Below are 21385 nucleotides of genomic sequence, written 5' to 3'. Positions count from 1 at the left end.
CACATTACCGAACGTAACGGAGTCTTTCCATACTGTTTTCGAGAGGAGGGGTGGCGCTTCCTCCCGGCCCTGAAGGACCAGGTCTCCGCGCCACCATTCAGATGAAAATGAAGACGACCATCACCCGCGCTCTGCGCGACCGGCTGTTCGTCGTCGGGGAGGTGCTGGAGACCGAGCAGGTGACGCCGCGCATGCGGAAGGTCAGGATCGGCGGCGAGGCCCTGAGCGGGCTGAAGTGGATCCCGGGACAGCACGTCCGGCTGGCGGTCAACGACATCTTCGCGGCCCGTACGTGGTTACGGGGCGAGATCACCGACGCGCTGCGGACGTACTCGATCTGGCACCACGACCCCAGCTGGCAGACCATCGAGCTGATCGGCTTCGACCACGGCGGCGACGGACCGGGCACGACCTGGATCAGGAATGCCCGGCCCGGCCAGGAGATCGCCTTCACCAAGCCGGAGGGCAGCCTCGTGGTACGCCCCGCGCCCTACCATCTGTTCGCCGGGGAGGAGACGGCGTCGGTCGCGTTCGGCGCGATGCTGCGCGCGTTGCCGCTGGGTGAGACGGTGTTCGGGGCCGTGGAGGCCGATGGGCCCGGCGACCATCTGGACCTGCCGCGCGAGCTCACCCGGGTCTGCCGCGACGGAGCGTCCGCCGCGAGCTCCGAGTTGCTGGTGGAGGCCGTCAGGAAACTCGACCTGCCGGACGAGCCCGGAGTGGCCTACCTCGCCGGGGAGGCCCGGACGATCCAGGCCGTCCGCGCGCATCTCGTACGCGAACGGGGCTGGCAGCGCGGGGACGTCCGGACGAAGCCCTTCTGGACCCCAGGCAAGCGCGGTCTCGACTGACACCTTCTGTACGCCCGGCAAGCGCAGGCTCGACTGACACCTTCTGTACGCCCGGCAAGCGCGGACTCGACCGACATAGATGTATATGGCGGGCGTGAGATCCTGTGCTGGTGCTTCCTCCGATCGACGAGTTGCGTGAGCTGGTCACCACCCGCCTGACCGCCTTCGACCGCCGGGAGGTGCCGCCGGCCGAGGGGGTACGCCGGGCCGCCGTGACGGTGTGCGTGCTCAGGGACCCCGCCGGCCTGCCGTACACGATCCTCATCAGGCGGGCGCCGCGCGGGCGCAATCCCGGGCAGTGGGCGCTGCCGGGCGGGCGGCTCGACGACGGCGAGCAGCCGGTCGAGGCGGCGCTGCGGGAACTGGCCGAGGAGACGGCCGTCACCGGTGTCGAGGTGGTGGGGCTGCTCGACGACTTCGTCACCGATTCGGGGTTCGTCATCACCCCGGTGGTGGCCTTCGGCGGGGAGCAGCGGCCGGTCGCCGACGCGCACGAGGTGGCCTCGGTGCACGCGGTGCCGCTGGAGCGGTTCCTGGCGCCGGGGGTGCCGCGCTGGCGCGGCGGGCTGCTGCAGATGCCGCTGGGGCCCACTATCGTCGTCCACGCGCCGACGGGGGCGATTTTGTGGCAGTTCGCGGAGGTCGCTCTGCGTGGCCGTGAGCTGCGGGTCTTCGACGTCGCACAGCCACACTGGACCAGAACCTGACCGTTTCTTTTGGCCCGGTGGAATACGTGCCGCCGGATGTCCGTTAGCATCGAATGGCCGATGTGGTCTGTGTCCCCCGGGCCGCAAATTACCGCCTTCACGGAATACCGTTCGGCTGGAGCCGTGTTGTGCATCTCGCCGAGGAGGCGACCGCCACATCGGCCTTAGGCTTTTCAGGCGCCCCGGTTCCGGCCGGGGCGCCTGCTCTAGGGTGGGTGGCCGGACCGCCGATCATCCAGGAGAGCCCGTTGCTATATGAAGTGGTCAAGTTCGCCGCTACGCCGATCGCCCATGCGATGTGCCGCCCGCACATCTCCGGCGCGGCGCACGTGCCGAGGACGGGACCGGCGATTCTCGCCGCCAACCACTTGTCGGTGCTCGACTCCTACCTGCTGCCCGCGCTGCTGCCGCGGCACGTGACGTTCGCCGCCAAGAAGGAATACTTCTCCGGCAACCCGGTCTCCGGCTGGTTCATGCGCCTGGGCGGCAGCCTGCCCACCGACCGCGACAGCGCGCACGCCGCGCAGGAGATGCTCGACGCCGCCGCTGACCTGCTGGACCGCGGCGAGCTGTTCGGAATCCACCCCGAGGGCACCCGCTCCCCCGACGGCCGCCTCTACCGCGGCAAGATCGGCGTGGCCTGGCTGGCGCTCAAGACGGGTGCGCCCGTGCTGCCGGTGGCCCTCAGCGGCACCGAACGCGTGCTGCCCGTCGGCGCCAAGGTGCCGCGCCCGGCCAGGATCGGCATCACGATCGGCGCGCCGATGCGGTTCGAGGGCGACCACAGCAAGGCCCGCGACCGCCGCCGGGTGACCGACGAGATCATGGCCGCGATCCGGGAGCTGTCCGGCCAGGAATACGTGCCGACCTATGCGTCGAGCTTCAAAGCTGCCAGCAATATGTCCTAATTTGTCGCTAAGCTCTGCAACCTGTCGATGACCTGGGGGCTGACCAGTGGCGCGTGGCCGCACCATCGCGATCGTGTCCTGTGTCACCGTGCTGGCGGCGGGGGCCGCTGCCGGTGGCGCGTACTACGTGCTTCATACGAGAGGCACACCCGCCGAGACGGCGCGGCTCTTCGCCGCCGCCTGGCAGTCGGGCGACAAGGCGGCCATGAGCGCCACACTGGCCGCGCCGCAGCAACTGACGGCGTACGACCAGATGCGCACCGGCCTGGCGGTCGAGTCGACCTCGGTCAAGCTCGGCACCGTCACCAAGTCCGGCGACGACCGGGCCCGCGTGCCGTACACCACGACCTTGAAGCTGAAGAACATCGGCGACTGGACCTACGAGGGACAGATCGACCTGAAGGTGGCCGATCGCGCCTGGAAGGTCGACTGGACGCCCAAGACCCTGCATCCGTCGCTGACCGCCGGCGCCGCGTTCGCGCTCAAGACGCGCTGGCCCGACCGGGCGAAGATCACCGACGCCGACGACGGCCGTATCGACGACGGGTCGGCCGGCGGGTCAGTGCAGCAGCTCGTCGGCTACCTCGACAAGGCGACCAAGAAGGACGTGGCCAAGCTCGGCTCCGCCTACCAGGTCGGGCAGGCCGTCGGCCGGGGCGGGCTGCAGGAGACGTTCCAGAAGCAGCTGGCCGGCACCCCGGCGACCGAGATCAAGGTCGGCGACAAGACGCTGCAGACGATCGAGGGCAGCGACGGCGAGGACGTGAAGACGACACTCGACCCGCGCGCGCAGGCCGCCGCCGTCGCCGCCGTCAAGGACGTCAAGAAGCCCACCTCGATGGTCGCGATCAAGCCGAGCACCGGCGAGATCCTGGCCGTGGTCAACAACCAGGGCGGCTTCAACCGGGCGCTCGACGGCCGCTACCCGCCGGGCTCGACGTTCAAGGCCGTCACCGCGATCGGGCTGCTGGCGGCCGGGATGTCGCCGGAGGACAAGGTGACCTGCCCGATGTACGCGACGGTGGGCGGGTTGAAGATCCGCAACTCGGAGAAGGAGGAGTTCGGGTCGCTGTCGTTCCTCGATTCCTTCGCGCACTCGTGCAACACCACGTTCGCGCCGCTCGCCGAGACGCGCCTGGGCGCCGACAAGCTGCTCAAGGCGGCCGAGGACGTCGGATTCAACCAGCCGCTGAACATCGGGGTGTCGGCCACCAAGGCGAGCTTCCCCAAGCCGGAGTCGGACGCCGAGCTGGCCGCCGAATCGTTCGGGCAGGCCAGGATCACGGCCAGCCCGCTGTCGATGGCCTCGGTCGCGGCGGCCATCGCCGACGGCACCTGGCGGCCGCCCACACTGGTGCCCGACCTGAAGCAGAAGGCGGCCGAACAGCCGCTGCCCGAGGGCGTCAAGACGAACCTGCACGCCATGATGGCCGCCGTCGTCTCCAAGGGCACCGCCAAGGCGTCCGGGCTGCCCTCGGGCACGAACGGCAAGACGGGCACGGCGGAGTACGGCACCGGCGACAAGCTCCAGACTCATGCCTGGTTCATGGGGTTCAAGGGTGACGTGGCCTTCGCCGTGGTGGTGGAGGGCGGCGGCACCGGGGGCAAGGTGGCGGCTCCGGTGGCGGCCACCTTCCTGCGCCATCTGTGACCCGATCAGCACGCCTCTGCCCGGGCGGTCACATTCCTCTGTGACCGCTTGGGCATCGGATCACGTTCCTCTGTGACCTCCTGGGCATCGGGTCACATTCCTCTGACCCGATCAACCCGCCAGGCCGCCTCTGTCCAGGCGGGCTCTTTCCGCGGTGCCGGTCTCGTCCGCGTGACCCCTTGTCGCGAGGCCCGTCGTGACCGGCACGGGACGGGTGTTCTCGTGGTAGACCCGCCACTGGTCGATGCCGGGGAACGTGCCGATCGTCAGCTCCGCCAGCAGCGCCCCGGTCCACGCCTCCTCGGCCATGCTCATGGCCAGGGCGTATTCGGACTCGATGAGGAACAGCCGCGGGATCTCGCCGCGCTCGACCTCCAGGGTCTCGCGCTGGACGGCGATCCGGTCGCGGAGCAACGCGAGCCGTCGCCGGAGCAGTGCGGTGACCTCGTCGGGGTCGAGCCCGCCCATCACCGACAGCCCGGCCTCGAACCCCGTCGGCTCCCGCTCAGGAGTCCCCAGGAGCTCGCGCGTCCAGTCCTCGGCCTCCTCGCGACCGTCGGCGGTGATGCGGTAGACGGTCCGCTCGGGCCGGCCCCCTTGCCGGGCGCTCTGGGTGGCCTTGATCAAACCATGCTTCTCCAGATTGCGTACCACTGTGTAGAAGGAGCCCCACTTGATGGGCGTCTCGCGGTCTTTACCACGGGCCCGCAGGACGGATGCCATCTCGTACGGATGCATCGGCCGTTCCGCGACCACCGTGAGCACGGCGAGGGCCAGCAGATTGGCCACCCGGCGTCGTTGCGCCACCCACACCATCCTCGTAGACGAATATTCGTGGGCGACTATACGCATGCGAGTATTCCTGGAGCAATAGGGCTTGTGTCTCCAGTGGGCCGAGATCACGGCCTGCGGGTACGGCACTCCGTGTCTGGCATTCGACGCACTGCGTCAGGCGTCTGGCGTCTCGGGCACGGCGTCTGGCGTCTCGGGCACGGCGTCTCACGCGCGGCGCACGACGCGGCGCACGACGCGCAGCCTGAGGCATCTGGCGCACGGCGCACGGGCGTCACAAAACGCCGGATATTTCGGGAGATGCGTTAGAGCGAGGCGGCCAGCGCCAGGGCCGTCGCGGCCTCGTGCTGCAGGACCATGATCAGCAGCGTGGCGACCAGAGTGGCGATCAGCAGCCAGCTGATCAGGATGATGACCGTCGAGCGGCGCGGCCTGCGCCGGCGGCCGGACTGCCCGTCGACCTTCTCCTCGCTGCGACGAGCCCGCTCGTTGAACGACTCCAACCTCGCCACGAGTCGCGGATCGTCGTCGACGAGGTGCTGCTCGATCTGCGCCAGCATCCGCTCCTCGTCCTGCGACCAGGCCATGGGTGCACCTCCGGAACGCAAGCTCTGTGCCGGGTTTCTGCCCAACCATGAAGATCATTAGCCCCCGCCCAAGCAGGTAATTGCCACCTCTTTTCATTTGCGATCTTCGTCGAACCTTTGTTCTAATCATGGGATGCGCTGGGACAACCTGCGCCTGGCCGACTCCGGCCGGGACGATCCGGCCGTGCCGCTGTTCGCCCGCGGCGCGGTCACCCGCACGTTCGACACTCCCGAGTTCAAGGGGATGACCTTCTACGAGATCCAAGCCCGCTCGATCATCAACCGGGTGCCGGCGGCCAGCCGGGTCCCGTTCGAGCACACCATCAATCCCTATCGGGGCTGCGGCCACCGCTGCGTCTACTGCTTCGCGCGCAAGACCCACCAATATCTCGACCTCGACGCCGGCGCCGATTTCGACTCGAAGATCGTGGTCAAGGTCAACGCCGCCGAGCTGGCCCGCAAGGAGCTGGCGGCGCCGCGCTGGCACGGCGGCCCCATCGCCATGGGCACGAACGTCGACTGTTACCAGAGGGCCGAGGGCCGTTACCGGCTGATGAGGGGCGTCCTGGCCGCCCTGCGCGACGCCGCGAATCCGTTCTCGATCCTCACCAAGGGCACGCTCATTCTGCGCGATCTCGACCTGCTGACTGAGGCCGCCGAGGTCACTCAGGTGAGCGCCAGCGTGTCGGTCGGCTTCGTCGACCCCGATCTGTGGCGCTCCGTCGAGCCAGGCACCCCCGCCCCCCACCGACGGCTGGAGGTCTGCGCCACGCTCAACGACCACGGCATCCCCTGCGGTGTGCTGATGGCGCCGATCCTGCCGTACCTCACCGACTCCCCCGACCAGCTCGAACGCACGGTCAAGGAGATCGCCCAGGCGGGCGCCACGCACCTCGCGCCCATCGTCCTGCACCTGCGGCCCGGGGCGCGCGAGTGGTGGCTGGGGTGGCTGTCGCGCGAGCATCCTCGGCTCGTGCCGCGCTATCTGGAGCTGTACGGACGGGGCGCCTACGCTCCGCAGGCCTATCAGCAGCGGATCACCGACCAGGTCAAGGAGCTGGCCCGACGCCACGGTGTCGGCCGAGCGACCGCGGCTTCAGCTCGCCGCCTCCCGCCACGCGCCGAGCTCGCGCCATCGGCCCACCCCGAGCCCGCTCCACAGGCCCGGCCCGCCCCGACGGCGCGGCAACTCAGCCTCCCCGGCCTGTGACGGTGCGGCAGGTCGCCCTCCATGGCCTGTGACGGCGCGGCGGGCCAGCCGCTCCGGCCTGCGGCGGCGGGCCGGCTCAATCTCTCCGGCCCGTGAGGCGCGACCAACTCAGGCTCTCCGGCCCGTGACGGCGCGGCCTCTCCGGCCTGTCCGGGCCGGCGGACGAGTGAGCCGCGAATAAATCGCTGGCAGCGCGGCCAACGCGGGTGAGATCATGAGGCCGTTTCTGACGCCGACCAGCAGGAGATGTAATGCGGTGCCTTCGAGTCTCCCAGCGCCCCATTGGCACGAGAGTTCTCGAGGCTTCGACCACGCATGTACATCCTCAACATCGGCATCCTCGCGCATGTAGACGCGGGTAAGACCAGCCTGACCGAGCGGCTGCTGTTCCAGACCGGCGCGATCGACCGGCTGGGCAGCGTCGACGACGGCAGCACACAGACCGACAGCGGGGCCATCGAGCGGCGCCGCGGCATCACCATCCGCACCGCCGTCGCCTCCTTCACCGTGGGCGATATACGGGTCAACCTCATCGACACACCCGGCCACGCCGACTTCGTGGCCGAGGTCGAGCGCGCGCTCGGCGTGCTCGACGGCGCCGTGCTGGTGCTGTCGGCCGTCGAAGGGGTTCAGCCGCACTCGCGGCTGCTGATGAAGACGCTGCGCAGGCTGCGGGTGCCTACGCTGATCTTCGTCAACAAGATCGACCGGGCCGGGGCCCGGGAGCGGGAGCTGCTGGACGACATCCGGCGGTGGCTCTCGCCGTACACCGTCGCCTTGAACACTGTCGAGAAGATCGGCGGTCGGGATGCCCGCACGCGCCGCGTCATCGGCCCGGACGAGGCGGATGGTTCCGGCGATTCCCTCCTTGGCGGTGAGGCGGTCGGCGGTGAGGTGGCCGAGATGCTGGCCGAGCATGACGACGGCATCCTGGAGTCGCTCGTCGAGGGACGGGTGCCGAACGGCCGGCAGGTGTGGGCGGCGATGGCCCGGCAGTGCGCCGAGGGGGTGCTGCATCCGGTGCTGTTCGGGTCGGCGATGACCGGGCGGGGTGTCGGCGATCTGCTCGACGGGTTCCGGCTGCTACCCGCCACAGCCATGCCGGACACGCCCGGATCGAGCACAGCCGTAGCGGGCATGGCCGGGTCGGGTGTGGCGCTCAACGCGACCGTGTTCGCGATCGAGCGGGGCGCCGCCGGACAGAAGGTCGCCTATCTGCGGATGCGGTCCGGCGTGTTGCGGGCGCGGCAGCGGGTGCCCTTCCATCGCCTCCGCCGTGACGGGACGGTGGAGGAGTACGGTGGGCGGCCGACCGCGGTGCGTGTGGCCGGGTCGGCGGAGTCGCAGGCGGTGGCCGGGGACATCGCGAAGGTGTGGGGCGTGCCCGAGGTCCGGGTCGGCGACCACCTCGGCACCACACCAGAGGACGCGCCCAAGGGCGGGCACTTCCCGGCGCCCAGTCTGGAGACGGTGGTCAGGCCGCGGGTTCCCGGACAGGAGGGCCGGCTGCATGCCGCGCTCGCCGCCCTGGCCGAGCAGGACCCGCTGATCGGCACCCGCGCCCTGCCCGGCGGCCAGACGTCGGTACTGCTCTACGGGGAGGTGCAGAAGGAGGTCATCGCCGAGACGCTGGCCGGGGAGTTCGGGGTGGAGGCGGTGTTCGAGCCGACCCGGCCCGTCTATCTCGAACGGCCCGCGCGCCGGGCGGAGATCGTCGAGGAGATCGCCCGCCACGGCCGCAACGACTTCGTCGCCACCGTCGGCCTGCGGGTGGAGCCGGCCGCCATCGGGTCCGGTGTCGGATATCGGCTGGGTGTGGATCTGGGGTCGCTGCCGCTGGCCTTCCACCGGGCGATCGAGGACACCGTACGCGACACGCTGTCCGAGGGCCCGCACGGCTGGCCGGTCACCGACCTCCTGGTCACGCTGACCAGAACCGGTTATGACAGCCCGATCACCACGGCGGCCGACTTCCGGGGGCGGACGACGAACGTGCTGCGGCGGGCGCTGCGTCAGGCGGGCACCCGGGTGTACGAGCCGTGCCACCGCTTCGAGCTGGAGGTGCCGCCGGAGTCGCTGAGCGCGGCGACCGTACGGCTGGCGGCGCTGGGCGCCGTGGTGGCCGATGCCGTGCGGCGGGAGGCGGTGTGGCTGGTCAGCGGTGATATCCCGGCCGTGGCGGTGCGTGAGTTCGAGCTGGCGCTGCCCGGCCTGTCGCATGGCGAGGGCGTGTGGTGGTCGCGGCCCTTCGGTGATCGTCCCGCCCGTAGGTAACGATATGTCACCATTCGTCCGCCGACAGTTACTTCACATGTCGGTTTTCTGCCGGAAATGGGTACTAAGGCGGTTGATGTACTTATCCCACATCATCCGTTCAGGGGGAACCAATGGCTCAGACGAACAAGAAGCCGGCCGCCAAGTCCGGCAAGACCAAGAAACAGACGATCAAGCCCGCCCGCCAGGACAAGGACGTCAAGGACGCCAAGAAGGAGCCCAGGAAGCCGGACGTGGCTTGACGCGGTGAAAGGATCAGGCAGCCGCGGCCGGAGTCCCGGCTGCCTGATCACGGAGCACACATGTCCGCCTACCTGCGCTTCCCCGCTATCTTCCAGGATGTGGTCGTTTTCGCGGCCGAGGACGACCTGTGGATGGTCTCCGCCCTCGGGGGGCGCGCCTTCCGTCTGACCGCCGGGCTCGCCGAAGCCGGTTACCCGCGCATCTCGCCGCGCGGCGACCAGCTCGCCTTCGTCGGGCGAGAGGAGGGCCCGGAAGAGGTGTACGTCATGCCGGCCGACGGGGGCGCGGCCCGGCGGGTCACCTATCACGGAGCCCGCTGCACCGTGACCGGCTGGGACCCCGAGGGCCGCATCCTGTACGCCAGCGACGAGTGCCAGCCGTTCGAGGGCCGCAAGTGGCTGCACCGGGTCGCGCCGGGCGGCGTGCCGCACCGCCTGCCGTACGGGCCGGCGAACTCCATCGCCCACGGCCCCCGCGGCATGATCGTCCTGGGCCGCAACACCGCCGATCCCGCGCGCTGGAAGAGGTACCGCGGCGGCACCGTCGGCGACCTGTGGATCGACCCCGACGGCGAAGGCCGCTTCCGCCGGCTCATCCGCCTGCCCGGCAATCTGGCCTCGCCCTGCTGGAGCGGTGACCGCGTCTGCTTCCTGTCCGACCACGAGGGCGTCGGCAACGTCTACTCCTGCACTCCGGACGGCGACGACCTGCGCAAGCACACCCACCACGACGACTACTACGCGCGCAATCTGTCCGGGGACGGCCACCGCCTCGTCTACCACGCGGGCGCCGACCTCTACCTGCTCGATCCCGAGGACGCGCCCCAGCGGATCGACGTACGGCTGGCCAGCTCCAGGACCCAGCGCAACCGCCGGTTCGTGGAGGCCGACGACTACCTCGAAAGCGCCACGCTCACTCCCGACGGCAGCGCCCTGGCCGTCACCGCGCGCGGCAAGGCGTACACCATGGCCGGTTGGGAAGGGCCGGTCCGGCAGCACGGCGAGCCCGACGGCGTCCGCTACCGCTTCCTGACCTTCCTCAACGACGGCCGCCGCCTCATCGCCGCCGCCAGCGACGACGGTGACGAGGAACGGCTGGTCATCCTCGGCGACCCGGCGGCCCCGGAGATCGCCCGGCTCGGGCGGATCACCGCGCTGGTGCCCGATCCCGCCCACGACCGCGTCGCCGTGACCAATCACCGCCACGAGCTGCACCTCGTCGATCTGGCCACCGGGCGGGCCGTACTCGTCGAGGCCAACCCGCACGGCCCGCCGGCGGACCCCGCCTGGTCGCACGACGGCCATTGGCTCGCGTACGCCACCCCGCTGAACGCCCACACCGCCGCGATCATGCTGCACCACCCAGCGACCGGCCAGACCGTCGCCGCCACCGAGCCCCTGCTCGAAGACTCCCGCCCCGCCTTCGACCCGCGCGGCCGCTATCTCTACTTCATCGGCCAGCGGGTCTTCTCCCCCGTCTACGACCAGCTCCAGTTCGACCTCGGCTTCCCCCTCGGCACCCGCCCCTACGCCATCGCGCTGCGACGGGACGTCCCCGACCCGTTCGTCCCGACCCCCCGCCCTCTGGGAGCGAAGGACGATGAGGAGGAAGAGGAGGAGGGCGAGCCTGAGCCGCTGCGCGTCGACCTCGACGGCCTGGCCCGCCGCGTCACCCCGTTCCCCCTGCCGGAAGGCCGCTACGAGCGCGTCGCCGGGCTGCCGGGCAAGGCGCTCATTCTCAGCAGCCCGCTGCAGGGTGAGAGCATCCTGGACCTGTACGACTTCACCAAGGGTGAGCGCGAGACCTTCGCCCACGGCGTCAGCGACTTCGAGCTGGGCCGCGATCACAAAACGCTCCTGTACCGGGCGGGCGACCGGCTGCGCGTGCTGAAGGCCACCGAGACGCCCGACGACGACGGCGACACTCCGGGCCGCGAAACCGGGTGGATCGACCTGTCCCGGATCAAGGTGTCGGTCTGCCCGGCGGCGGAATGGCGGCAGATGTTCCGTGAGGCGTGGCGCCTGCAGCTCGAGAACTTCTGGACCGAGGACATGGCCGGCGTCGACTGGCACGCCGTCTACGAGCGCTACCTGCCGCTCGTCGAACGCGTCAGCACCCGCGGCGAGTTCTCCGACCTGCTGTGGGAGCTCCACGGGGAGCTGGCCACCAGCCACGCCTACGAAAGCGGCGGCGAGTACCGGCCGGGCCCGGACTACACGCAGGGCAAACTCGGCGTCGACTGGGACTATCGCGACGGCGTCTACCACATCGGCGCCATCGTCACCGGCGACGCGTGGAACCCCGAGGCCACCTCGCCGCTCAACCGGATCGGCCTGGACATACGGCCGGGCGACGCGGTCCTGGCCATCAACGGCGCCCCCATCGGCGAGACCGCCACCCCCAACGAACGCCTGGTCAACCAGGCCGACGAGGAGGTCGAACTCACCCTGCGCCGCGACGAGCGCGTCTTCACCGCCGTCGTCCGCGCCATCGCCGACGAGGGGCCCGCCCGCTACCGCGACTGGGTCAACCTCAACCGCGCCCGCTGTCATCAGCGCTCGGACGGCCGCGTCGGATACCTACACATTCCCGATATGGGCACCGACGGGTTCGCCGAGTTCCACCGCGGCTTCCTGGCCGAGCACGACCGTGAGGCCCTCATCGTCGACGTCCGCTTCAACGGCGGCGGCAACGTCTCGGCGCTGCTGCTGGAGAAGCTGGCCCGTCGCCGTCTCGGCTACGACTATCCCCGCTGGGGCGATCCCGAGCCCTACCCGCCGGAGTCGACGCGCGGCCCGCTGGTCGCCATCACCAACGAATGGGCCGGCTCCGACGGCGACATCTTCAGCCACACCTTCAAACTGCGGGGCCTCGGCCCGCTGGTCGGCAAGCGAACCTGGGGCGGGGTCATCGGCATCTGGCCGCGGCACCGGCTGGCCGACGGCACTGTCACCACACAGCCAGAGTTCTCCTTCGCCTTCGACGACGTCGGCTGGCAGGTCGAGAACTACGGCACCGACCCGGACATCGAGCTCGACATCACCCCGCAGGACTACGCGGCGGGCACGGACACCCAGCTCGAGAAGGCCATCGACGTGATACTCGGGCTGCTGGCCGAACACCCCCCGCACACCCCGGATCCAACACATCGGCCACGGATGCAACCTTAAGAGGATTTGCAACGTCTATAGATCATGCGTGGGGTTAGTCCTCGGGGATGGACAGGACACTCCACCGAAGCGGGACAATAAGCCGGTGGCGAATTCGCACAGATCGCCACTGGCCACTTGTGTAGTGACACTCTCGGTTCAAGGGGGACTTCTCAGGTGCGCGCACTGGCACGCAAGGGCAAGTCGGCGATGGTCCGGCTGTACAAGGGCTACAACCGCCGCAAGGTGCGCAAGGCGCCGCCGCCGTCCACGGACAAGGTCAGAATCCTGATCCTGCACGCGTACGGCATGGGCGGCACGATCAGGACCGTCTTCAACCTCGCCAGTTATCTGGCCGAGAACCACGACGTGGAGATCGTCAGCATCCTGAAGGAGGCCGAGGAGCCCTTCTTCCCGATCGACCCGCGGGTCAAGTTCCGCTTCCTGGACGACCGGCTGAACCCCGGCCCGGATCCGGTACGCGCGATGCTGTCGAAGCGGCCGAGCAAGCTCATCCCACCGGAGGAGTCGGCGTTCCACCGCTTCAACCTGTGGACCGACCTGAAGCTGGCCCGCTACATCCGCTCGCTCGACACCGGGATCCTCATCTCCACCAGGCCCGGCCTCAACCTGGCGATGGCCCAGTTAGCGCTGCCGAGCGTCATCACCATCGGCCAGGAGCACGTCGCGCTGCGCACCCAGCCGGAGGCGGTGCAGGAGCTGATCAAGTGGCGCTACCGCCGCTTCGACGCGCTGGCCACCCTCACCAAGGCCGACCTGCGCGACTACCGCGCCGCCCTGCCCAAGAAGCCGAAGCGGCTGATCCGCATCCCCAACGCCGTGCCGCCGATGACCGGCGACGTGGCCAAGCTCGACTCCAAGGTCGTCATCGCCGTCGGCCGGCTGACCCGCCTCAAGGGCTTCCACCGGCTCATCGTCGCCTGGGAGGAGGTCGCCAAGACCCACCCCGACTGGAAGCTGCGCATCTACGGCGCCGGCCCCCAGGAGGACAACCTGCGCCAGCAGGTGATCGACGCGGGTCTCGAAGGCCAGATCGAGCTGCCCGGCGCCACCTCCGACGTCGGCGCCGAGCTGGAGAAGGCGTCCGTCTTCGTGCTCAGCTCACGCCACGAGGGCTTCCCGATGACCATCCTGGAGGCCATGGCCAAGGGGCTGGCCATCGTCAGCTTCAACAGCCCGCACGGGCCGAAGGAAATGATCACCGACGAGGTCGACGGGCTGCTGGTCAAGCCGCGTACCAACGCCAACCTCGCCACCTCGCTCCTGCGCGTCATCGAGGACGAGGAGCTGCGCCGCCGCCTGGCGGCCGGGGCGCTGGAAACGGCGCGCTCGTACGACGTGGACGTCATCGGCGCCCAGTGGGACGCCCTGTTCGAGGAGCTCCTGGCCCGCCGCAACGGCACCTACGTCAAGCCGACACCGCCCGCGGAACCGGCGTCAGCATCGCCGTCAGCCGAACCGGCACCGGCACCGGCACCGGCACCCACGGAATCCGCACCGGCGCCGACCGAGCCCGCGCAGACTCCGTGGTCCTCCTGACGGCCGACTAAGTCTGACGGCCGACTAAGCGCGGCTCGTCAGCTCGACCGGCTCCGCGATGACGTCCACCAGCGCCCCGTTGCGGTGGACCGTGATCGGCAGGGGCCGCCCGATCGCCTCGGCGAACATCAGCCGCTGCAAACTCTGCGCGTCGCCCACCGGATGGCGGTCCGCGCTCAGCACCAGATCCCCCGCCCGCAGGCCGGCCCGGTCTGCGGGCGATCCGGGCATCACCTCCACCACCCGCAGCGCGCTGTCCTGGCCGGTCCGCCGCCGCAGCGGCTCGCTCAGCGGCGCCGGCGAGGTCACCAGCCCGAGGTAGGCCCGTCGTACCCGGCCGTCCTTGATCAGCGTGGCGATGATCGCCCGCGTCGTGCTGTTGACCGGCACGGCCAGCCCCACCCCGACGCCGGCCACGGCCGTGTTGACGCCGACCACCCGCGCCCGCGAGTCGGCCAGCGCTCCTCCCGAGTTGCCGGGGTTCAGGGCCGCGTCGGTCTGGATCACATCCTCGATGAGGCGTACGGCCTGACCGCTCCGGGCCGGTAACGACCGTCCCAGTCCCGACACCACGCCGGCCGTCACCGAACCGGCCAGCCCCAGCGGGCTGCCCACCGCCACCACGAGCTGTCCCACCACCAGCTCGTCGCTGTCGCCCAGGACGGCGGGCTCGGGCGTGGGCTGCTGCGCCCTGATCACCGCCAGATCCGACAGCGGGTCGCGTCCCACCACCAGGAACTCACCCGACGACCCGTCGGCGAACGCCACCGTGCCCGCCCTCGACGAGCCCACCACGTGCGCGTTCGTCAGCAGGAACCCGTCGGCCGTGAAGACCACCGCCGACCCGCTGCCCCGGTCCGCCCGAACACTGGCCACCCTCGGCAGCAGCTCGGCCGCCACCGAGGAGACGACGCGGGAGTAATCATCCATGACGACACCCTTCTCAGTTGCTTACATCATTACTCTGCAACTGAGAGAACGGCCACCACCCATGAAGATCCACATCCGGATCAACAGGACCGCGCGCCACACACCCCTCTCTCTGCCGCCTCAAACCTCTCACTGTGTCAAACACCACAATGTCGGGAATTGATCTCTAGAGAACCTGTGCCCAAGAATCCCCGGAGGCGTACTTGAGCACAAAGGAAACGGTCGCCCTTCTGGCGGGGGGCGTCCTGGTCGTCTCCCTCGTCGGCAGCACCAAGACCAGCCCGGCCACCGCGGCCAGCCCCCTCACCAACACCAGCGGAACCCGCCCAGGACTCGCCCCCATCGCCACCGACGCCGACCGGGCCAGCGCCCGCTCCCTCATCAAGCGGCTCCGGGTCAAGGGCCGCGGCCCCAAGACCGGCTACGAGCGGACCAGGTACGGCGACAACTGGGCCGACACCGCCACCGGCGTCCCGTACGCCCGCAACGGCTGCCGTACCCGCGACGACCTGCTCGCCCGCGACGGCCATGACGTCAAATATCGCCAGGGCTCCCGCTGCGAGGTCGTCTCCCTCGTCCTGACCGACCCCTACACCGGCCGGACCATCGACTGGCGCAAGGCCCACGCCGACGAGATCCAGGTCGACCACGTCATCCCGCTCGCCTATGGCTGGCGGATGGGCACGCCGCGCTGGTCGATGTCCAAGCGCGTGGACTTCGCCAACGACCCGCTCAACCTGCTGCCCGTCTACGGCGCCGCCAACGAGCAGAAGGACGCCTCGGGGCCGGCTGGCTGGCTGCCGCCGCAACACCGTATCCGCTGCGCCTATGTCACCCGCTTCGCCCAGGTCGCGCTCAAGTACGACCTGCCCGTCACCCGCGCGGACAAGAACGCCATGCTCGCCCAGTGCCGCTGACCGCCGCTCAGAAGACCAGCACCGCTCAGATGACCAGCACCGCTCAGAGCACGTCGATCCACTCGAAGCCGTTCTTGAACGTCAGCTGGGCCAGGGCCCGCTGCCCCTGGGCGTTGGGGTGGAAGTAGTCCCACTTGCTGATGTGGTCGAGCGTGAACGGGTAGGCGAACACCGCGCCCCCGTCCGTACGGCACGCGGTTCCCAGCGTCGCGCACGCCTCGGCGGCCTCGTGGTTGTAGGCCATCACGCGCGCCCGCACCCTGGCCCGCCGCGCCACGTCCGCGGGCTTGGCCGACGAAGGGGAGGCCAGCATCGTGGGGCAGATCCGGCCGAGCGTCCAGAACGTGCGCGCCAGCGCGTTGCTCTTGCCGACCTGCCACAACCGGCGCAGGTCGGGAATGCTGGCGAAGAACACCCTGACCCCCGGCACCCCGGCCCGCAACTCCGCCAGAGCCGCGTCGAGCCGCTGCCGGTAGACCCGCACGGGCGTCATGTCCTTCTCCGCCGGCTTGCAGGCGTCCTGGGCGCCGATGAGGATTGTGACGTATGTCGCCTTGGCGGTGATCGCCTGCTTCACCTGACCCATCAGGTCCGCGCTCGTCGACCCGGGCACCGCGAAGTTGCGGTTGTGCCCCATGATCGTCCGGCTCAGCCCGGCCAGCCGCAGGTAATGGCTGGTCACCTCGGCGTTGTCCCCCGCCGACCAGGAGCGGGAGGTGCACGAGACGTACCAGCCGCACGCGTTGAACCCCGCCGAGACCGAGTCTCCCAACGCCGCCATGACCTCCGGGACGGGCTCCGCCGAGGACGACGCGTGTGCCGTACCGGAACCGAGAAGAACGAGGGCAGCGGCGAAGAGGGGTGCGAGACGAGTGATCATGCGGCCCAAAGTAGGGATGGGCGCGGAGGCCGACTATGTCGTCAAGGCAACATCTGCCATCTCGGGACCGTGTTCATATCGCTGCTTGACAGTCCTGATCCGATGGGGATGCTCCGAATATCATGCGGGTTCCCCCTTTATCTGGGTTCATTGACCGTAACCGGTCATTCACGGGGGTCCCAGTCGAACGTGTTCAGTTCCCGCATAGAGTGTCTGGGTGAGTGTCGCGCTCGGAACCACCCGCCCGCTACCGGTTCGCACCGCCCCCATAGGTGACCCCGGTGACCTGCTGGCCTCCCTGCCCCGGACCGCCGCCCCCTATGCCTGGATCCGGCACGGCGAAGGACTCGTCGGCTGGGGTGAGGCCGCGCGGGTGGCCGTTCCCGCAGGTCCCGACCGGTTCGCCTGGGCGAGCCGGTGGCTCGCCGACCTGTTCGGCGACGTCCACATGGACGGCTATTTCGACGGTCCCGGCGGGATGCCCGGCGTCGGGCCCGTCGCCTTCGGCTCATTCACCTTCGACGAGAACGCCGCCGGCTCCGTCCTCGTCGTGCCGCAGGCGGTGCTCGCCCGGCGCGGCGGCCGCGCCTGGCTCACCACCATCGGCGACGCGCGCCTCGAACCCCTCACGCCCGTACGCGATCCGGGCCGCATCAGCTACGGCGACGGCAGCCTGTCCGCCCCCGAATGGGAGCATGTCGTCGCCCAGGCCACCCGGCGCATCCGCGAGGGCGAGCTGGAGAAGGTCGTCCTGGCCCGCGACCTGATCGCCACGGCCGAGCGGCCGATCGACGTACGCCTTCTGCTCGACCGCCTCGCGCAGCGCTATCCCGACTGCTACACCTTCTCCGTCGCCGGCCTGGTCGGCGCCACCCCCGAGCTGCTGATCCGGCGCACCGGCAAGGAGATCGAGTCGCTGGTCCTGGCCGGCACCACGCCGCGCGGCACCGGTCCGGCCGACGACCTGGCGCGCGGCGCGGCGCTGTTCGCCTCGGCCAAGGACCGGCACGAGCACGAGTGCGCGATCGCGTCCGTACGCGAGACGCTCGCCCCGCTGTGCTCGTCGCTGCAGACGCCCGACGAGCCTGAACTGCTCATGCTGCCCAACGTCCAGCACCTGGCCAGCCACGTCACCGGGCGCCTGGCCGACGGCGCGTCGGTGCTCGACGTGGTCGCCGCCATGCACCCGACCGCGGCCGTGGGCGGCACGCCCACCGACACCGCCATCAAGGTGATCCGGGAGCTGGAGGGGATGGATCGCGCGGGCTACGCGGGTCCGGTCGGGTGGATCGACGCGCACGGGGACGGGGAGTGGGGGATCGCGCTGCGCTCGGGGATCGTCCGGGGGCGCCGGGCGCGCCTGTTCGCGGGCGCCGGCATCATGGGCGACTCCGACCCGAGCTCCGAACTCGCCGAGGCGCAGGCGAAGTTCCGCGTCATGCAGTACGCCCTCGAGGGATGACGTTCCTGGTTGCTGTTACGGCGTCGTTCTTAGCCGGCTACGTGGATTCTGTTGCCCGGTGTCACCTGAGCCCTGCCCGCTGTCAGGGTGGCCAGCCAGTCCGTGAAGGCGGCTGTCTCGTCGTCCGCCACCGCCACCGTGAAGACGACCTTGCTGCCGTAGGACACCTCCCTGATGGGGTGTCTCGACGCCCGTAGGTCGCTCTCTATGCGGCCCGCCTGGTCGTGGGCCACCGTCACCTCGATGAGCGTCGCCGGGATCATGCGGATCGGTACCGCCTGGTCCAGGGTCTCCGTCACCGCGGAGCTGTAGGCGCGGACCAGGCCGCCGGCGCCCAGGAGGGTGCCGCCGAAGTAGCGGGTCACCACCGCCACCACGTCGTTGAAGCCCCGGCCGGTCAGGGCCTGGAGCATGGGGGTGCCCGCAGTGCCGCCTGGTTCGCCGTCGTCGTCGCCCTTCCGGTCGTCGCCGATCACGTAGGCCGTGCAGTTGTGGGAGGCGCTCGGGTGCAGGTGGCGGCGTTCGGCGATGAAGGCCGAGGCTTCCGCGAGTGTCCTCGCCGGGGCGACCGCGCAGACGAAGCGGGAGCGGCGGGCCTCCGTCTCGTGCTCGATGGCGGCGCTGAGAGTGAGGTAGGAGGACACGTCCACAGATTAGTGCTCGCCGGGCAGGCCGTCGGGGCTGGCATCCCCCGCATGGTCATGGGCTGCGGCTGCTCTCCACTGATGCTGGTGCCGAGGGCGAGCCCACGCCACGAGAGTGGTCCATCTGCCGCCATTCACGGCGCAACCCGGTCAGCCCGATGGTGAGGAAGTAGGCCGCCCCGCACACGACCAGCACCGGCGACAGTCCGGCGGCGGCCACCGCCGCGCCGGCCATGAGCCCGCCCAGCGGAATCCCGGCCCAGGCCAGCGAGTCTCCCAGCGCGTTGACCCGCCCCAGCAGCCGGCGCGGCACCCGCTCGAACAAGATCGCGCCCAGGATCGGGTTGATGAGCCCTCCGCCGAGCCCACTCACCGCGAACACGACCAGCATCACCCACACCGGCGCGTCCATCGCCAGGACCAGGTACCTCGGCGGCCCCGCCACCAGGAAGGCCACGAAGAACACCGCCCGGCGCCGCATCCGGTGTGCCACCGCGGCGGCCACCAGACTCCCGCCGACCGCCGCCAACCCCATGACGCCGCTGTTCAGCCCGATCACGGCGGGGCCGTGGCCGGACTCCCGGGCCCACACCGGCACGAGTACCTGGGCGAACGCGGCGTCCAGCAGATTCGTCACGGCGACCATGAGGGTGAGGGCCAGCAGTATCGGCTCGGCGCGAAGAAAGGCGACCCCCTCGGCGAACCGCCGCCAGTAGCCCGTCGCCCGCTCCCCCTCACCGGCCGCCGAATCACGGACCGGGCCCTCGCCAGGCTCCCGTGCGGGGATCGGCCCGCCGGCCTCCGGCACTGGAGCGGCGCCCTGATTGTCTTTCGTCTGGGCGTAGAGCGAGCCGCCCTGATCGTCTTCCGGCTGGGCGACCGCCTCCGATGGCTGGGCGCGTGGCAGCGTCCACACGATGACGACGAACCCGAGCGCGAAGCAGGCCCCGCTGAGCGCCAGCCCCACCAGCGGTCCGGCCAGCGCCACCAGTGCCCCGCCCATCGCCGGACCCAAGGTGGCGGCCAGCCGTTCGGTCACACCCGACAGTGCGGCGGCCCGCTCCAGCGGTATCCGGCCACGTTCGGCCGCCTCCGGCACCATGACCTCCTTGGCCAGGTCGCCGGGCCCGCGAGCCGCGCCGATCAGCGCCACCAGCCCGAGCAACGCCGGGAAGGCCAGCAGATCGAGCGCGTGCAGCAGAGCCACGGCCCCGGCTCCGGCGGCGCTCACCACGTCGCCGACCCACGAGACCCGGCGCGGGCCCAGGTGATCGACCAGCGGCCCCGCGAGCAGCTTGACCAGGACGTACGGCGCCATCTCGCAGAAGGCCACGAGCCCGGTCATGGCGGCGCTGCCGGTCGTGACGAGCACGAACCACGGCAGCGCGATGGCCGAGACCCGGGTTCCGGTCAGCGACATCGCCATGGCGGCCAGGACACCGGCCAGCGGGCGTAAGGACCGTCCGGTCGCAGGAGGAGTCATGCCGGATCCGGCTCCGATCCGTCCGGCTCCGGTAGCAGGTGCATGACGAGGGACACGCGTTCGGCACCCTCGCCCATCTCCTCTGACGCGTCGCGCCGGTAGCGGTCGATCACGGACAGCAGCTCCTCGCGCATCCGCCCCGCCTCGTCCGGCGTGAGGCGGAGCGCCCAGTGGCTGATGTCGAAGGCGTCGAACCAGGGGCGGGGCATGGTCTGCAGTTCGTTCAGCGCACGCTGGGTCAGCAGGCTGTGCGCGGCGGCCACGGAGCGCAGGTACGCCATCAGCGCCTCGGGCTCCTGCCTGGCCACGTCGCTGGAGGTCAGCCGGGTCACCTCGTGCACCGCGCGCCACCACCGCTCCCGCGCGTTCCCGCGTTCGGTGTCCTCCTCGACGAAGCCCGCTGCCGCCAGCCTGCGCAGGTGGTAGCTGGCCGTACCGGAGTTGACGCCGAGGCGCTCGGCCAGCCGGGTGGCCGTCGAAGGACCGTACTTGCGCAGCAACTGGACCAACTCCACCCGCACCGGGTGAGCGAGGGCCCGCAGACCCTTGGCATCGAGAACTACGACTGAGGTCATGCCCCCACCCTAGATTGCCAACATCTCTTCGCAAAGAGTTCTTCGCGAAGAGATGTTGGCAATCACTGCGCTCCATCGTCGACGCCGCTCGCGAGTGCGGCCGGCGCGTGGCCGAGCGCCAGGTCACGCCGGCCGGGGTCACACGCCGGCCGTCTTTCGCGCGGTATCGGCGAACGGCGCTGGCCTTTACATTGTAGATTTACTGGCGCGGTAAAGTGCGATTGTGAATCCCCCCTTCACACCCCTCGCCCCTGAAGACCCTCCCGAGATCGGCGGTTATCGCCTGGTGGCGCGGCTGGGAGCCGGCGGCATGGGGCAGGGCAGGTCTTCCTCGCCAGCACCCAGAGCGGCAGGCGCCTGGCCGTCAAGGTGATGCTCGACTCCGGACAGAACGGCACCTACCAAGCGTGCGTCGACAACACCAAGTACATCAACTACCACTGGCTGAATCTGGTGGTTTGCTCTCGCGGTCCCGTCTGGCGGAAGGGAGGCCGGTAGCGTGTGGCTGGTTGATGGCAGCCCAGCCCGCTATGCCGCGTGTGGCGATGTTGCGGGCCGCGAT

Annotated in this window: 18 protein-coding genes; 11 read left to right on the top strand and 7 right to left on the bottom strand. The window is 70.1% G+C overall.

Annotated elements, in window-relative coordinates:
• Positions 1-107 precede the first annotated feature (107 nt).
• The 4 genes from ACIBO2_RS58765 to ACIBO2_RS58750 all read left to right on the top strand — a co-directional run bounded on the left by ACIBO2_RS58765 (position 108) and on the right by ACIBO2_RS58750 (position 4117).
• The gene (locus ACIBO2_RS58765; RefSeq protein WP_358540964.1) at positions 108-851 is read left to right on the top strand and encodes a siderophore-interacting protein; all 744 of its coding nucleotides are present in this window, start codon (positions 108-110) and stop codon (positions 849-851) included.
• Between the two features lie 110 nt (positions 852-961).
• Positions 962-1558: an NUDIX hydrolase gene (locus tag ACIBO2_RS58760; RefSeq protein ID WP_397305356.1), complete on the top strand. Its 597-nt coding sequence runs from the start codon at positions 962-964 to the stop codon at positions 1556-1558.
• Between the two features lie 248 nt (positions 1559-1806).
• Complete coding sequence (locus ACIBO2_RS58755; protein WP_357951870.1) at positions 1807-2466, top strand: lysophospholipid acyltransferase family protein; 660 nt, start codon at positions 1807-1809, stop codon at positions 2464-2466.
• A 73-nt stretch (positions 2467-2539) separates the two neighbouring features.
• Positions 2540-4117: a penicillin-binding transpeptidase domain-containing protein gene (locus ACIBO2_RS58750; RefSeq protein WP_358540959.1), complete on the top strand. Its 1578-nt coding sequence runs from the start codon at positions 2540-2542 to the stop codon at positions 4115-4117.
• Between the two features lie 111 nt (positions 4118-4228).
• On the opposite strand, the gene ACIBO2_RS58745 is transcribed toward ACIBO2_RS58750, so the two are convergent.
• Together ACIBO2_RS58745 and ACIBO2_RS58740 are read right to left on the bottom strand one after the other, a co-directional pair.
• The gene (locus tag ACIBO2_RS58745) at positions 4229-4924 is read right to left on the bottom strand and encodes a PadR family transcriptional regulator (RefSeq protein ID WP_358540957.1); all 696 of its coding nucleotides are present in this window, start codon (positions 4922-4924) and stop codon (positions 4229-4231) included.
• 290 nt (positions 4925-5214) lie between these two features.
• Positions 5215-5496 carry a DUF3040 domain-containing protein gene (locus tag ACIBO2_RS58740; protein ID WP_397305355.1) on the bottom strand — a complete coding sequence of 94 codons (282 nt, stop codon included), beginning with the start codon at positions 5494-5496 and terminating at the stop codon, positions 5215-5217.
• A 133-nt stretch (positions 5497-5629) separates the two neighbouring features.
• On the opposite strand from ACIBO2_RS58740, the gene ACIBO2_RS58735 reads away from it, so the two are divergent.
• The 5 genes from ACIBO2_RS58735 to ACIBO2_RS58715 all read left to right on the top strand — a co-directional run bounded on the left by ACIBO2_RS58735 (position 5630) and on the right by ACIBO2_RS58715 (position 13932).
• Complete coding sequence (locus ACIBO2_RS58735; RefSeq protein WP_358540951.1) at positions 5630-6706, top strand: Rv2578c family radical SAM protein; 1077 nt, start codon at positions 5630-5632, stop codon at positions 6704-6706.
• A gap of 315 nt (positions 6707-7021) precedes the next feature.
• Positions 7022-8980, top strand: coding sequence for a GTP-binding protein (locus ACIBO2_RS58730; RefSeq protein WP_397305354.1), 1959 nt, complete (start codon positions 7022-7024; stop codon positions 8978-8980).
• A gap of 113 nt (positions 8981-9093) precedes the next feature.
• Positions 9094-9222, top strand: coding sequence for a hypothetical protein (locus ACIBO2_RS58725; protein WP_358540947.1), 129 nt, complete (start codon positions 9094-9096; stop codon positions 9220-9222).
• 60 nt (positions 9223-9282) lie between these two features.
• On the top strand, positions 9283-12393 hold the full coding sequence (locus ACIBO2_RS58720; protein ID WP_397305352.1) for a S41 family peptidase: 3111 nt from the start codon (positions 9283-9285) through the stop codon (positions 12391-12393).
• A gap of 156 nt (positions 12394-12549) precedes the next feature.
• Positions 12550-13932, top strand: coding sequence for a glycosyltransferase family 4 protein (locus ACIBO2_RS58715; RefSeq protein WP_397305351.1), 1383 nt, complete (start codon positions 12550-12552; stop codon positions 13930-13932).
• Between the two features lie 24 nt (positions 13933-13956).
• Here the strand turns inward: ACIBO2_RS58715 and ACIBO2_RS58710 are convergent, their stop codons facing one another.
• The gene (locus ACIBO2_RS58710) at positions 13957-14862 is read right to left on the bottom strand and encodes a trypsin-like peptidase domain-containing protein (protein ID WP_358540938.1); all 906 of its coding nucleotides are present in this window, start codon (positions 14860-14862) and stop codon (positions 13957-13959) included.
• Between the two features lie 203 nt (positions 14863-15065).
• Here ACIBO2_RS58710 and ACIBO2_RS58705 point away from each other — a divergent pair, with 203 nt between their 5' ends.
• Positions 15066-15779, top strand: a complete 714-nt coding sequence (locus tag ACIBO2_RS58705; protein WP_358540935.1) for an HNH endonuclease family protein — start codon at positions 15066-15068, stop codon at positions 15777-15779.
• Between the two features lie 43 nt (positions 15780-15822).
• On the opposite strand, the gene ACIBO2_RS58700 is transcribed toward ACIBO2_RS58705, so the two are convergent.
• Positions 15823-16659: a GDSL-type esterase/lipase family protein gene (locus tag ACIBO2_RS58700; protein WP_358540932.1), complete on the bottom strand. Its 837-nt coding sequence runs from the start codon at positions 16657-16659 to the stop codon at positions 15823-15825.
• A gap of 217 nt (positions 16660-16876) precedes the next feature.
• On the opposite strand from ACIBO2_RS58700, the gene ACIBO2_RS58695 reads away from it, so the two are divergent.
• On the top strand, positions 16877-18121 hold the full coding sequence (locus ACIBO2_RS58695; RefSeq protein ID WP_397305350.1) for an isochorismate synthase MenF: 1245 nt from the start codon (positions 16877-16879) through the stop codon (positions 18119-18121).
• A gap of 29 nt (positions 18122-18150) precedes the next feature.
• Here the strand turns inward: ACIBO2_RS58695 and ACIBO2_RS58690 are convergent, their stop codons facing one another.
• The 3 genes from ACIBO2_RS58690 to ACIBO2_RS58680 are packed head-to-tail and all read right to left on the bottom strand — an operon-like array spanning position 18151 to position 20823.
• A complete protein-coding gene (locus ACIBO2_RS58690) occupies positions 18151-18765 on the bottom strand; it encodes an IMPACT family protein (protein WP_397305349.1) in 615 nt (204 codons plus the stop codon).
• Between the two features lie 55 nt (positions 18766-18820).
• Positions 18821-20248: an MFS transporter gene (locus ACIBO2_RS58685; RefSeq protein ID WP_397305347.1), complete on the bottom strand. Its 1428-nt coding sequence runs from the start codon at positions 20246-20248 to the stop codon at positions 18821-18823.
• Positions 20245-20823 (bottom strand): helix-turn-helix domain-containing protein, encoded by a 579-nt coding sequence (locus ACIBO2_RS58680; RefSeq protein WP_358540922.1) that lies wholly within the window; start codon positions 20821-20823, stop codon positions 20245-20247. The genes ACIBO2_RS58685 and ACIBO2_RS58680 overlap by 4 nt, the downstream gene beginning before the upstream one ends.
• Positions 20824-21385: the final 562 nt, after the last annotated feature.

This window comes from Nonomuraea sp. NPDC050022 (assembly GCF_044460705.1).
Lineage (GTDB): Bacteria > Actinomycetota > Actinomycetes > Streptosporangiales > Streptosporangiaceae > Nonomuraea.
This window is presented reverse-complemented; position numbering and strand designations above follow the sequence as displayed.

Excerpts from the sequence above, each read along its gene's own strand:
- ACIBO2_RS58765 (WP_358540964.1), top strand. The coding sequence starts at position 108 with ATGAAGACGACCATCACCCGCGCTCTGCGCGACCGGCTGTTCGTCGTC.
- ACIBO2_RS58740 (WP_397305355.1), bottom strand. The coding sequence starts at position 5,496 with ATGGCCTGGTCGCAGGACGAGGAGCGGATGCTGGCGCAGATCGAGCAG.
- ACIBO2_RS58735 (WP_358540951.1), top strand. The coding sequence starts at position 5,630 with ATGCGCTGGGACAACCTGCGCCTGGCCGACTCCGGCCGGGACGATCCG.
- ACIBO2_RS58730 (WP_397305354.1), top strand. The coding sequence starts at position 7,022 with ATGTACATCCTCAACATCGGCATCCTCGCGCATGTAGACGCGGGTAAG.
- ACIBO2_RS58725 (WP_358540947.1), top strand. The coding sequence starts at position 9,094 with ATGGCTCAGACGAACAAGAAGCCGGCCGCCAAGTCCGGCAAGACCAAG.
- ACIBO2_RS58720 (WP_397305352.1), top strand. The coding sequence starts at position 9,283 with ATGTCCGCCTACCTGCGCTTCCCCGCTATCTTCCAGGATGTGGTCGTT.
- ACIBO2_RS58710 (WP_358540938.1), bottom strand. The coding sequence starts at position 14,862 with ATGGATGATTACTCCCGCGTCGTCTCCTCGGTGGCGGCCGAGCTGCTG.
- ACIBO2_RS58700 (WP_358540932.1), bottom strand. The coding sequence starts at position 16,659 with ATGATCACTCGTCTCGCACCCCTCTTCGCCGCTGCCCTCGTTCTTCTC.
- ACIBO2_RS58685 (WP_397305347.1), bottom strand. The coding sequence starts at position 20,248 with ATGACTCCTCCTGCGACCGGACGGTCCTTACGCCCGCTGGCCGGTGTC.
- ACIBO2_RS58680 (WP_358540922.1), bottom strand. The coding sequence starts at position 20,823 with ATGACCTCAGTCGTAGTTCTCGATGCCAAGGGTCTGCGGGCCCTCGCT.